The following is a 13,720-nucleotide window of genomic DNA, read 5'->3' as shown; positions in this document are numbered from 1 at the left end:
CGTCAGGGCGTGATGCTTGCGAGGCTCGAGGGCTCGGCGCCGATGTCGAACGTGACCGACAGGCCGGGCGGCTCCGTCGAACGAAAATGAACCTCGAAGGCGGCCGCGCGCTCGACGTTCAGCGCTCCGGCGATCGCGCCGAGGCGCGTGCCGAGCGCGGGCAGAGGGTCGAACGTCGTCCACACCTTGACCACGTCCTCGATCGCGACCGCGTGGTACTCGACGCCGACCTCGCGCGAGAGCCCCTCCGGGCTCGCCACGAGCCGCGCGGAAATGGCCCTCCCGGGCGCCGCGAGCGCGCCGTACGTCTTGACGAACCACCTCCGCTGCGGCTCGGTGACGCCGAGGGCGCGCATCACGCCCTCGACGCGCCTCGCGCCGTCGTCGAGCGGCTGATCGGCGCGCAGGACGAACGCCATCCGGCCATGGCGACCCCGGGGATCCATTTCATCGGACACGGCGTCTGCGCTCGCCTTCAAATGGGCGCCGAGATCGAGCAGCGAGGAGGCCGCCCCCGTGGACAAACCCGCGCAACTACCGCCGAGCAGCATGCCAAGCGCGGTCGCCAGGCTGAATCCCCCCGGCGCGCTCCTCTTTTCGATCGCGAGCGAAACCCCCTCGTCGCCGAGCCCGATCGTGACCGCGACGGGTCCGCCGTGCTCTTCGAGCCCGCTCGTCGCGGGCGGCGAAACATCACCGCCGGCCCCGATCGCCGCGAAGAGATCGCCGAGCCGCTCGCCGAGCCCGCTCCCGTCCGCCGGATCGCCGCGCGTGACGAGCGCGATCGACGCGAGCCCGGACGCGACGCGTACGACGAAGCAGCGCTCGAGCTCGGGCGCGAGCGCTACGAGCGCGGGCACGATCGGCCGCACATCGAGGCCGAGGCTCGTGGCGGCGAGGGAGAAGCGGGCGGCTCGTTCGGCGGCGCGCTCGACGGCGGCTTCTTTCGACGCGGACATGGGCAGAGTCTCCAGGTCGTTCATTCCACGTCTGGGCGATCGCCCTCCGCGGTGATAGAGGAACATACATGCTCTCTCCGGACGATCGCGACGCGTGGCTCGAGCTCTTGTTGCGTGATGTGGCCGAATTCAACGCGCAGAGGGAAAAGCTCGCGCCCGGAGTACGCATCAATCTTCGGGGCGCGGATCTCGCGGGGCGCGATCTCGCGACCGCTCGCCTTTCCGGGGTGGATCTGACAGGAGCGCGGCTCGCCGGCGCGCGCGTGCGCGCCATGTTGCTCACGATGTCGAGGCTCGAGGGCGCCGATCTCACGGGCCTCCGGGCGGCCGACGACGATCCGGGCCAGCTCGAGCGCGTCGAGCTCCTCCGCCTCCTCTGGGACGACATCGATGCATTCAATCGCCGCCGCCCCGAGATTCTGCACTTCGTCCTCGTCGATCTCTCGGGCGCGAACCTCGTCGGGGCCGACCTGCACGAGATGGAGCTCGGCAAGGCCAGGCTCTCGGACGCCGATCTCTCGGGAGCGAACCTCGATGATGTAGGGCTCTCGGGCGCGAACCTCGAAAGGGTACGCTGCACGGGCACCGTCATCCGCTACGCCAATTTCACGAAGGCTCGCCTCACGGGCGCCGATTTCACGGGCTCCGAGCTCCTCCGCATCGACATGGACGACGCGCTCGTCGACGCCGCGACGTTCGAGCGGACGAAGATCGTGGGCTCGGGGCTCCAGCGCATCGCCGGTCGAGGCGCCTCGTTCCGCGGCTCTTCGTGGAGCCAGATCGACCCCATTCTCGCCGCGCTCCCGGAAGCCGATTTCACGGGCGCCACGCTCGAGAGCGTCGAGTTCCTCGAGACCAACCTCCGCGGCGCTCGATTCACGAACGCCACGATGCGCGCCGTCACGTTCCGGCGCGCGAAGCTCGAAGGCGCCCACCTCGACGCCCTCGGCGGCGAGCCGCCCGTCTTCGAGGACGTCACCGGGAGGTGACGACGAGGATCGGCCGCGCGCCGGCGCGGTCAAGATCGCACCATCACGGAAGCGCGGAGGACGGCAGGCCTGCGGACGTCCCTGCGCCATTCGATATGGTATCTCTCGCTCCCGATCGTCGTGTAGACCTCCCCCTCGTCCTCGCTCGGATCGGGTTCGGCCTCCCGCAACGTGCGCTCGCAGAAGCCGAGCCAATTCACGGGTTTCATCGAGGGCGGCGTCGGTATGCCCAGGCGAAACCAATCGATCGACACCCACGCGTCGAGCACCCCCTCGCCTTCGGGCGCGTCCGGAATGTACCTCTTGCGCGCCGGATCCCGCAGGTAGCGAAGGAGCGCCACCCCGGCGTCGTAATACCCGAGGAGCGCCGTCAATCGAGCCTCGACGAGCCATTGACGTTTTTCCTCTTCGCCGCCCTCCTCGAACAGGCCCGCGGCATCCATTTCGATGAGCAAGCACGTCCGCCCGCCCAGCTCCGTCCCCTCGTCCCGGGGCGTCTTCGGGGTCTTGCGCGCCACCATGTCGAGCTCCGCGGCCCGCTCGTCGAGCTCGATCGCCGTGCTGCCCGTGAGCAGGGAAAACGGCGGCTCCGTGGGGGTGTGGGGCGCCTCGGGCTCGGCTTCTCCCGACGGCGGCCGCTGTCCTCGGAGCTCACCGAGCTTGCGCAGGATCCGGAGAAGGGTCTTGCCCGGCAGGATCATGTCGGCGCTGGTGAACGTCGTCCCGATGATGAATGCATCCGTATCGTCGAGCGTCCTCCCGCCGAGGTTGCGCCAGTTCAACCGGTCCGCGTACGCGACGTCCTCGGGGCGCACGGGCGTGGCGCCCATCGCCTGGGGGACGTTCGTGCCCCGGCGCTGCATGATCGATTCTTCGAGGTCGGACCAGCCTCCCGTGAGCGCCGTGTTCACGACGTACGCCAGCGTCGAGCGCGGGTCGTCGCGTGGATGGTCCGTGGCGAGCAGCGGCCCTGCCTCGGTCTGCTTCAAGCGGAGCCGCAAGCCATCCACGTCCAGCGTCAAGTCGTCTTTCAGAACCATCGTGCGTCCAAGTATACGGTGATCAGGACGAACTGGTAGGCCGTCGCCGGCGCATTCGGGGGCACCGCCTCGTAGTACCCGCCGAGCTCGACGCCGTCTTTCGTCGCAGCCGTGCCTTTGCCGTCCTTGTCGCGCCCGAATCGATCGTTGTCGTCTCTGGGCTTCACGCTCGCATGCCATGCCACCAGCGCATCCTCGCCGAGGCGCAGGACGGCGGCCGGATCGTCTGCGGTCGTCTTGGGTTGGTCGGCCTTCATCCATTTGGACATGTCGCACATCGAGCCGCCCGGCCGCTCGTCCGGTTTCGTCGGCACCTCGCCCGGGCCCTTCCAGCGATATTGCTCGTACAGATGCACGCCGGTGCCGTCCGGGAGTGTTTTGCTCTTGATATGGACCAGTTCGATCTCGGGCCGGTGCGCGAGCCATTCTTTGACCCGTTTGTCGTCGTGTCCTCCCGAGAGCCCGCGCTCCGTCCACAATTCCTCGGTCTTGTGGAGGTCCCTGGGGTACATCAGGTGCTGCATGACGTGCGCATCCAAGAAGACCGTCCCTGCCTGCGGCCGCGGCCCCGCCTCGTAACGCCGGTATGCGGCCTCCGCCTCCCTCTGCTGGACGGGCAGCGCCAGGTCGTCGTGGATTCGCTCCACGAGTTCATCGGGCACCCCCGCCTTTCGCAAGAGCTCGAGCTTCTTCGGCAGGTCGGCCGGGTCGCGTAGCCCCATGGCCTCGAGCATCCGGCCACGCCGAGCGACCAGGGGACGAAGCTCGTCCTCTTTCTCTTTGAGAGTATTTTTCTGCGAGACGATGCCCTTCTCTCTCTTATTTATCTCATTTTCGAGCTCCTGGATCTTGGCGGGGTCGGCTCCTGCTGTCTTTTTCAACTTGTCGAGCTCGACGCGGTCGGCGGCGAGGAGCTGCTCGTTCGCATCCAGGCTGCCGCGGATCGTCTCGATGTTCCGCTCCTTCTTCGGTATCCCATCGTGCAGCGACACGAGCTCCTCGACGGCCGCGCGATCGTGCGCGGTCATATCGGTCTCCGTGCTGCCTTTCTTCCACACCTTCGCTTGCTGTTCCTTCCGAATGGTCTCCTTGGACGCCTCCGGGTGCTTGTACACGATGTCGGCGACCTCGGACAGCTCGTGCACGAGCACGTGCGGGACTTCCTGGTTGGGGTGGAGGCGACGTCGCACGAGGACCTGCGCGGTCCACTTTCCGCCTTCGTATTTCACGATGACGCGTCCGGGGCCCGATTCGTCGACGCCATTCTCTTCGTGAGGCCCGGGCGGCAGCACGGCGACCGCCTCGAGCGTCACCTCGACGAGAATGGTCTTCGAGGGGTCGTCCGGGTGGGGCACGGCGAGCTTCAGTCCGTCCGGCGCATCGACGATCTGGCTCTTGTGCACGAGCTCGCGCCCCGATTGCGCGGCCTTCTTGGCCCAATCCGTGAGCTTGTCGTTGTTGACGCTCCCCTTGCCCTCGTAGACGTCCTTCCCGTACGTGCCGCCCGCGCCCTCGTTTTCCGTGCCTGGCGGCGGAGCCTTCTCTGCGGCTTTTCCTCGCGCCAATGCCGTCGCCGCCTGCGTGAGGTCGATCAAAACGCGGCGCAGCGCCGCGATGTCGAGCTTCCCGTCGGGACCGACGAGCTCTTTCATGGGCTGCTTGCGGAGCGCCGCCTCGATCGCGGCCTCGTCGAACGTCGTGGGATCGGAGCGCATCGACTTGAGTCCGTGGATGGCCTCCAATGCAGCGATGATCGCCTTGAGCTCCGCGACGCGCTCCGGCCCGAGCGTGCCCGCCGCGCCGTCGAGCAGCTTGGGGATCTCGAGGTGGCGGAGGCTTTCGAGGTAGCGGCCGAGGTATTTCGATGTCTGCACCGCTGCGCGGTCGGGCTCCGATCCGTAATGGTCGGGCGAGAGGTCCTTCAGCGCGTCGCCGAACTGCTCGCGCATCGATTGAATCATGTGCGCATCGCTGAGCGTCTTGCCCTCTCCGGCCTGCCCCCCGACGACGTGCAAAACCGCGCCTTCGCTGTTGTAGACCTCGTTGGCGTAGAGCGCCGCCACGGCCATTTGCGTGCGGATTCGAAGGGTCAACTCGTCGACGGAACTGCGCAGCTCGTCGTTGTTCGGGTCCTTCGCCAGCGCTTCGAGCGCGGCGTCGCGCTCCCTTCGCCACGCGTCGACTTTGCCCAGCGCCTCGGCGTAGAGCTCGTTCGCCGCGCGCAGCCGGACGTCCGCCGCCCCCGCGTGTTCCGGCCCGTCCGCCTTCGCATCCGCCTCGATCTTCGCCGCGCGCGCGTCGATTTTGGCTTCGGCGTCCAGGAACCGCTTCTGTGCCTCCTGCATCCGGGCTGCGATCTCGCTCCGCATCTCCGGTGGCGCGAGCTCGAGCTCTTTTTTGGTGTATTCGTTCCACGCCTCCTCGGCTCGTTTTTGCGCCTCCTTCCGAGAGAGCCCCTTCTCCTGCGCGTCCGGACCGATGTACCGGCGGACCTTCGCGAGGGACATGATGTCCTGCAGCCGGTCGTTGTCGTGGCGGACCTGCACGTCGTCGCTAATGAAATCGGGCGCGTACCCGTACGCGCGGTGCATCGCCTCGCCGTAATCGTAGACGTTCGTGTCGAGCGCCGTGGCCGACTCGGCACCGAACAACTTGCGCGCCGCCTCGTTGAACTCCGCCACCACCTTGGCGATGTTGTGCTGCTTCTCGCCCGCCTCGCCCTTTTTCACGAGGTGCTTCGCGATGAGCTGCAAATCGTAATCGGAGCTGAGAGACGTGCTCCCAACCGCGCGCAGCTCGATGCCGTATTTGTCGCCGAGCTCCTTCAGGGTCCTGTCGACCCACATCTCTCGCGCGTCGACGATGGCCTGCGCGCTCGCTGGATCGTTCTTGTAAGCCGCCTTGATGTCCGCCCAGCCCTTGACGTCCTTGAGCGCCTCGAGCGCGTGCTCGGGTGAACGCACCGGCCCGTGCTGGTCGTAAATCTCGCGCGGCTTGCGTTTTCCGTGTCCCTCCGCAGTTGCGGACGGGGGCCGATGAGCCGCCGAAACGCCCTCGATCCGGAAGGGCGCGTGCGGCGTCTGCGTGTCTCCGCGCGCGAGCGGCTCTTTTGCGCTCTTTTTCGTCGTCTCCGCGTAAAACTCGTGCTCCCCGACCGCCCTCGCCTTCACCGCGATCTTGGCGAACCTGTCGCCGGGTCGAATGTCGCTGGGTTTTTCGACGTGCTTTCGCCCCTCGACGGGGTCCTCGCTCATCGCTTTCGCGACGCGCTCCATCTGCGCCGGCGTGGGTTTCGGCGCCGATGGGTCCGGTTTGACCACGATCACGACGTCGAGCGCGTCTCCGTCCGCGAATGTGAGCTCCGCCGTGGCCGGTGGTTTGCTCGGACGAACCGTGCCGCCGCCCGTCACGTAAATCTCGACGGTCCCCTTGATTCCTGCCGCCGCGAGGGCTTGCGCGCCCTTTTTCGTGAGCGTCTCGACGGAGCCCGGCGCGAGCCCGTGCGCGAGCCTCCGCTCGTGCTCGTTGCGCCCCGCGTGCCGCACCCCGCGTGCCTTCATGTAGGCCAGAAGCGAAGCTGGATCGACCCCGGCCACGCCGTGATTTGCGCGGGCCAGCGCTCTGTAAACATCGAGCGCCATTCCCTCGAGCGACATCTGCTCGATTTGGCCCTCGTCGCGGGCCTTCTTCGCGCGCGCCTCCGCCTCGGCGATCGCCTTGTCGACGTGATCGATGACCTCCTTCTGGTGCTTGCGCAGCCAGGCCTCCGGCTTGGGCACCGCGGCGTTTCCGCTCCAATGCGCAAAGTCGAGGTCTTCATCACGCCGGACGTGCTCGAGATAGGCTGCTCGCTCGGCGTCCGTCAGCAGGTTTGGATGATTTTCGAGCCTCTTCTCCGCGTCGCGCACCCGCTCTTCCCCGCGGTCCTGCTTCTGCCGCCGGTAGGAGTCGTGAATCGCGTCGGCGAAATCCTCGAACGAGACGCCAGGCTCGCCGTGCCTCGCCTGGACGAGCGCCTGGTATTCTTGGACGGCGAGCGCGTCGAGGTGCTCCTCGACCGTCTCCTTCCGGCCCTCCTTGCGCGCTTCCTTGTACGAATCCCTCGCCCTCGCGATCACGCTCTCGTGGCGCTCGGCGACGTCGGCCCGGTGCTGACGCAGCCAGATCTCCGGATCTGCGACCGCAAGGTCCTCGGCGCGACCTGGCAATGCCTCCGCGTTGCGCTGGCCGCGCAGCGCGTGCATCATGTACGACTCGTGCTCGGCCGGGGTCATCCTCGGGCCGCCCGAATCTTCTTTCGGGTTCGTGCGATATGGGCTGCCCGTATCGCCCTTGCCCTCTTCGGGCTTCAGGCCGCGCTTCGTGAGCAATTCGTCCGCGCGCTTCACCCTCCGCGTCGCCATGAGCCGCTCGCGGTGGTGGAACATCCATGTGTCTTTGATCCCTTGCGACAAACCACCGCCGAGGTGCTCGAGGTACCTGTCGCCGATGTTCCCGCTGCTCCTGTAGGTCTCCTCGCTCGTCATCAGCTCGACGAGCGCCTGGAGCGGCGCCTGCTCCACGTTGCCGCGCATCATCGCGATCGCCTGCGCGCGCGCGGCCTTTCCTTTCGGCGACGCTGCGGCGACGAACCGATTCACGTCGCCAGGTTTGCCCGCGGGCACGGGCGCCGGCGGCGGGTGAGCCTTCTCCGGCAGATTGAGCTTCTTCCGCGCCTTCTCCCCGAGCTTACCTGCGCCTTGCGAAAGCGAATGCTGGAGCGCACCCGTGACGAACGCGTGCCAGGCCTCGCCGGGCACCGAGGCCAAACGCTCCTTCGCCGCCTTCAGGTTCCGCTGCCATCCCTCGTTGAGCCCGTGTTTGACCAGATCAAACGGGTTCAAGAGCGCCGCCGCGCTCCCTGTGAGACCATTGAACGCTGTATCGGCGGCCCCGTAAATGCCCTGCTCCGCAGCTTCGATCAAGAACTGCGTCGCTGGCGGCATCTCCTTGATGGATTTCTGGATTGCCGAGAGGGCCCCTGCCATCTTGCGCGTCTCGGCGATCCTCGCGAGCGCGCTCCGGGCCCAGTATCCGCCGAGCGCCGTCACCGCGCCCATCACCGCGTCCGTCGCGATCGATTTGAGCCCCTCGTTTCCGAGCTCGTAATCGCTGCCCTCGATTGCCTCGTGCACGAGCGCGCCCGCCGCCGCCGAGCTCGCGCCGATGAGCGCGCCCGCGAGCGCCACCATGAGCGGGCCTGCCGCGCCCGCGGTCAATACCGTCACGACCGCGGCCACGAGCGTGCTCACCACGGTCGCGGCGATGTTCGCGACCTTCGCCTTCGCTTGCCGGAACTCCTGCAGCGCCTCTTTGGCGCGCTCCGCGGCCGGCGCGATCTCCTCCTCGGCCTCCGTCTCGGTGACGTCGCCGTAGAGCTCGCCTTTTTCTTTTTGCGTGACGCGCGCCTTGCGCAGCGCGGCCCGGTACTCCTCGTTCGCGATGTCGAGCGAGCCGCCACTCACGCCGAAAGACGCCTGGAAATCGAAGCCCGCGTCGCTCGTGCCGTCGCGGGTCCGCTGGAGCTTGTAATCGTCCTGGAAAAACTCGAACTGCGTCGTCGCGGCGCGCGTCGGTCCCTGGATGAGCGCGAGCTCCGCGCTTTGCTCTGCATCGTTCGCGCCCTGCGGCGCGCCGATCGCCGACGCGATGATCGCGGCCGGCAGCCCCGGGATGCGGTCCCGCACGAGCTTGCGTAGGTCGGTGTATTCTTTGTTGTCTCGCGCGCGCCGCTTTTTCCTGTCCTCGGCCGTGTAGTCGGCGTCGTCCGCGAAGGCGCCGCCGGTATGTTTCAGGACGAGATCGTCGAAGCTCTTCGAGACGTCGATGACGTGACCCGCGAAGACCGCGCGCGCCACCAGGGTGCGCGTGTGGTAGGGCTCCGGCGGCTTTTTCGGCTCCGGCTCGGGCGCGGCCTTTTCGTTGACCCCGGACACACTTTCGACCGGTGCGGGCGGCGGCGCGGCATTCCCGTCGGGGCCTTTGGGCCCTTCGGCCGCCTTGGCGGCCGCGCTCGTATCGTTCGGCTGTCGAACCTCGTCGCTCGTCGGCGGCGTGCTCGCCTCGGGCCCTTTGGGATTGTTTTTCTCAGCCTCCTTTTTCTCGGCCGCCTCCTCCTCTTTGCGCGCCGCGACCCACGCGTCGTATTTTGCCTGGAGCGTATCTTCCGCGCTCCCGCCGGGCGGCGGCTTCGCGCGGGTGACCGAGGTCCATTCGTGGATCAGGTGCTCGTTCGAGGCCCCGCGCACCGCGGCCAGCATTCCCTCCTCGTCGTCGTCGATCCCCAGTTGCTCTTTGAAATACGCGTCGGTGGGATCCTGCTCTCCGAGCACCGCCCTGCCAATCACGTCGCCCGCGTTCACGTCGGACGGCGTACCGCTGCCCGATTTCGCGAGGTTTGCCCTCACCTCGACCTCGGCGTCCTGCCATACCCGCTTGCGCGCCGCGGTATTCTCCTCTTTGGACGTCGTGCCTACCTTCGCGAAGAGATCGTCGTCCCCGTACGTCTTCTCCTTTTTCTTGCCGTCCGTCTTCGCCGGGGGCGCGGCGGGTTTTGTTTCCTCCGTCTTCGGCTCGCCCGCCGGTTTCTTCCCATCCTTTTGCTCGATCTTGCATTCCGTCCGGTAAACCGCCTGTGCTTGCCGGAGCGTCGCATTCCAGGACATCATCGACGCCGCGACGAGCCCCGTTTTCGCTTGGTGCTCGATCACGCGCAGCCGCGCCTTGGCCTTCGCCATCGCGTCGTTCGCGCCCGCGATCGGGTCCGGTGCGCCGGTCGATTCAATGTCGAAATCGAGGATCCGCTCGATCATCTCGAACCGAGCTGGGTCGTGGCTGCAAGCCCTGCGCACCTGCTCGACGAGCGACGCGTCGGCGAGCAAGGCCCGGAGTTGCTCCGGAGACAACTGCACCAGGTGATCTAGAATCTCCTGCGCGTCCGCGTGCCGGGGCGCTCCTCGGGCGCCCGGCGAGGTTTTTCCTGCGGATTGGCCTCCCCCGCCGGCGTAATACGTCGGATAGGGGCGCGATTTCGCCTCGAGCGCCGACAGGTGATCCTCCCCGCCCTCCGCCGGGTTTTCGGCGGTCGTGCCATGGAGGATGTTCATCGCCTGCCGCATCTCGCTCGGGTCGTCGAGCATGTCCCCGAGCTTCATCAAAAACTCGGGGTCCTTGCGCAGTCGTGCCCGATCCGCGTCGGACAGCGTGCGGAGCTTCGGCAGAATGGCCCCGTCCGCGTCGCTCCAATCGCTCCCCGTGAGCACCTGATCTTCGGGCGCCGCCTCGCCGCCGTGCAGGACCATCGATTGGATCTCGGACATCTCGGCGCCCGAGAGCTCCCCGTCGATGATCGCTCGCAGGTTCGGATCCGCGAACGTGCGCACGCACTCCTCGCGCATGCGCCGCATGATCTCCGCGCCTTTTTCCTCCTTCGACCTCTTCTGGAACGCCTCGTCCGCGTCGACCTCCTTCACGAGCGCGGCTTTTCGCCGGCGCATGTAGGCGCGGATGTCGTTGCGCATCCCCTCTTCGTGCGTGAAGCTGAAGAGCCCCGAGACGCCGCCCGTGCCGTGGGCGCGCGATTCCATGATGTCGACGATGTCGGCCTGATTCTTCAAGCCCTTGTAGATTCGATTCCACTCGACGTCACGGCCGGCGCCCCGCAGCGCCGCCATCGTCCGCCCGTCGGCGAGCGCGGCGCTCCTGTCTTCCGGCTTGGCGCTCTCGATCGCGCGGAAAATCGCGTCCACGTCGCCCGCCTCGGCGAAGATACGTAGCTTGACGGCGAACGAGCTCTTGCCCTTCTCGGTCAGATCGAGCAATCGCTCCACCTCGGCGCGGCTGCCTTGCAGCCCTCCCTGGCCCTGCGGCACCCGCTTTGCCTGGTGGGATTGCACGAAGAACCGTATATCCAGCCCTCCGCTCGCCTTGCGGAAATGGGCCTGGATGAGGCGCTGCTCCTCGGGCAGGTACCCCGCGAGTTTGTCGCCGATGATCTGGGCTCGCGGGAAGGGTTGCTTGAGCTCGGCCTGGATCTCCGAAGCGATCTGCTCCGCCGTCTTCTCGCTGAACTCCGGGGAGACCGAGAACCTGTCCTTGATCGCGAGTTCGTCGACGGCGACCACGATCGGCGCGGCCTCGACGGGCCCGCCCATTTCGGTGAGGATCTGCTCCTTTTTCTTGCCTTGCGACAGGTAAGGATCGTTCGCGACGCGCTCGGCGGTCATCACGAAGTGGTGCGCGACCGTGATTCCATACTCCGCGCGGTAAAACGTCTCGAGCTCCGCCGCAGCGTCGGGGTCCGCGTCCCCCTCCTTGTTCGGGGGCAGGTTTTCGGGCTTCGGCGCCCTCGCCTCGGCGTATTTCTGCCCGATGGCCGGCGAGTTGTAACCGTTCGCCCGCTCGAGCAACGAGAAGAGCTCGCCCGCGGCCTTCTTCCGTGCCGCCTCGAGCATCGCGCGGCGCTGCGCGGTCGTGTCGTCGCCGTATTTGCGTTGGTCGATGGCCTCCTGGTTCATGCCGACGGCGGCGAGCGCGCCGGCCCTCTCCTCAAGCGTGGTCCTCTTCGTGAGATCGACGGTCAGCGACCCGCCGAGCTCCTGATAGGCCGCCTCGTGGAGCACGTACAAATTGGGCGGCCCCTTGCCCGTCAGGTCACCGACCTCTTTGAGCTTCGCCTCCGTGACGTGGGATTTCAGCTCGTCGAATGCGGCCTGGATATCGCTGAGGTCGGCGTACGAGAACTCGTTGACCTCGTCGTAGATCTTCTGCGCACACTTGTGGATCCAGAACGTGACCGGCTTGTCGTCCGCGAGCACCTCGCGCAGCGCCTGCTCGAGGCCGGCGGTCTTTCGTGGCCCTGGGAGATCGTCCTTGGATTGCGCGGCGTCGGTCGCCGCCGAATCGGACCGGATCCCGAGCACGCGCTCGCATTCGGCGAGGTTCGCCCCCGCGTCGATCCCCGCGTTGATCTTCGCGCGCAGCCCCGCGCCGTGCTTCTGCTCGTAGAGCTCCAGGAACTTCGGCCCCGGCGCGATCTTTCCGCGTCGTACGATCGTGACGTGAGGCTCCTTCGCGACATCGGCCTGAAACCCGTGCAGGATGCCGAGCACGTTGCTGTCGGATACGTACGTCCACGTATCGAGCTGGGCGTAGAGCTCGTCGATCTTCGGGTAAAACACCTTCTCGTAGAGCTCGTCGAGCTCCTTCTGCGAAGGCGGGTCCACGTTGTCGCTGACGTTCTCCTGCACCTGCGCGTCGGGCGAACCGGGCAACTTGAATGCCCCGGACAAACCCCAGGCCTGCAGGCAGAGGTCGTACGGGCGAGCCGTGAGGCCATCCACCGTGACCGTTCCCTCAAACGAGAGCATCGCATGGTGGAATTTGAGATCGAACCGGAGCTCGAGGAGCGTCTCGCGATCCGAAAGGAGCTTCGCGAGCGCCGCGCCGAGATCGACGGAGTTGCTCGCGGCGACCGCCGCATGCACGCCGTCGAGCGGCGTGGGCTCGTCGATTCCGCTCTCGACGAGGCGCAGCGCCCTCCGGCGGGCTGGCGTCGAAATCGGCGGGCGCAAGGCCGCGTGAAAGCGCTGATCGCGCATCAGCCGATCGCGCGCGGCCCGGCCCGTCTCCCCCGAATGCTCGGTGCAATACGACGCGAGCGCGTCGATCACGGCCTTGTCGGGCGATCCCGCCGTGGCCATCCGGGCCTGCATCATCCGAGCGATGACGGCGCTCGTCTGATCGAGCTCCGCGTCGAGGTCATCCATCTGCGTGACGCTCGTGTATTGCCTGAGCTTCGTCATCAGCGACGTGTCGGCATAGAGGCGATCACGCACCTTCGGCTTCGCGGCCTGGATGAGCTCTTTGATCGTGGCGAGCTGCTTCTCCTCGAGCTTCCGCTCCGCGTATTTCTTCGACGGCGGCGCCTTCCCGAGCGCGGCGTCTATCTTCTTGTGCAGCTCCTTGTATGCCGCCTCGATCTCCTCGCGCTCCTTTCTGTCGCTCTCCGGCGCTCCGATCGCCGGGGCGGCGGGTGCCTCGAGCTTTTGCAGCATCGCGACGCGCGCCGCCTCGCGGAGCTCCGCCGTCTCGCTCCGCGTCGCTTTGGGCGTGAAGCTGCGGAGCGCGTTGAGCCGCGAGGGGTCGGCCTGCATGTTCCGCTTGCCGTCGGGGCTGATCGGCAGATAGGTGCCGAGGAAGGCGGACGACGCATTCGCCGCGGAGCCGCCGGACGTGAACTGCACGATGGCTTGATCGAGCGTCATCACGTATTTGATGTCGGCCGCGTGATCCTTCGTCGCCGCGGCGAGCGCCTCCTTGTGGGACGCACGCTCCGGCGGCAATGCCTCGAGGAAGGCGGCGAGCGGGGCGTCGCCGGTCACGCCCTTCCATTTCAGATCATACGCGGCGCTCCGAAAATCCTTCGGGCTCAGCCCGGGCGGCAGCGGATCCGCGTCCCAGACCATCAAATCACCCGCGCACGCCCTCCACTCCGCCGAGGTGACGGCGGCGTCGAGCTCCTCGAACCGCTCGCGCTCCTTTTGCTTCGCGGGGTCCTCGACGTGCTTGTTCAAATACGCCGGCAGGCCGGCCTTGCCGGAGGGCTCGGCGGACTTGCTGCGCGTGGAAGCCGCGGCGCTTTTTTCGGTCGTCGTCGGGCTCTGTGCGAATTGGGGCGGCATGTCTTCCCGGG

4 protein-coding genes are annotated in these 13,720 nt (G+C 67.1%); 1 reads left to right on the top strand and 3 read right to left on the bottom strand.

Annotation, left to right across the window (positions count from 1 at the left end; all coding sequences use genetic code 11):
• Nucleotides 1–2: 2 nt before the first annotated feature.
• On the bottom strand, nt 3–959 hold the full coding sequence (locus tag QHF84_RS08160) for a hypothetical protein (RefSeq protein ID WP_281312629.1): 957 nt from the start codon (nt 957–959) through the stop codon (nt 3–5).
• A 68-nt stretch (nt 960–1,027) separates the two neighbouring features.
• On the opposite strand from QHF84_RS08160, the gene QHF84_RS08155 reads away from it, so the two are divergent.
• Entirely contained in the window at nt 1,028–1,948 is a 921-nt protein-coding gene (locus QHF84_RS08155) for a pentapeptide repeat-containing protein (protein WP_281312628.1), read from the top strand.
• A gap of 29 nt (nt 1,949–1,977) precedes the next feature.
• Here QHF84_RS08155 and QHF84_RS08150 read toward each other — a convergent pair whose 3' ends face one another.
• Both QHF84_RS08150 and QHF84_RS08145 read right to left on the bottom strand, forming a co-directional pair.
• Nucleotides 1,978–2,988, bottom strand: a complete 1,011-nt coding sequence (locus QHF84_RS08150) for a hypothetical protein (protein WP_281312627.1) — start codon at nt 2,986–2,988, stop codon at nt 1,978–1,980.
• Nucleotides 2,979–13,709: a hypothetical protein gene (locus tag QHF84_RS08145; protein WP_281312626.1), complete on the bottom strand. Its 10,731-nt coding sequence runs from the start codon at nt 13,707–13,709 to the stop codon at nt 2,979–2,981. Before QHF84_RS08145 ends, QHF84_RS08150 begins: the two co-directional genes overlap by 10 nt.
• Nucleotides 13,710–13,720: the final 11 nt, after the last annotated feature.

It is taken from the genome of Polyangium sp. y55x31 (assembly GCF_029946505.1).
Taxonomy (GTDB): Bacteria; Myxococcota_A; Polyangia; order Polyangiales; family Polyangiaceae; genus Polyangium.
Note: the sequence above shows the minus strand (reverse complement) of the source record. Positions and strands in the feature narration are given on the sequence as shown.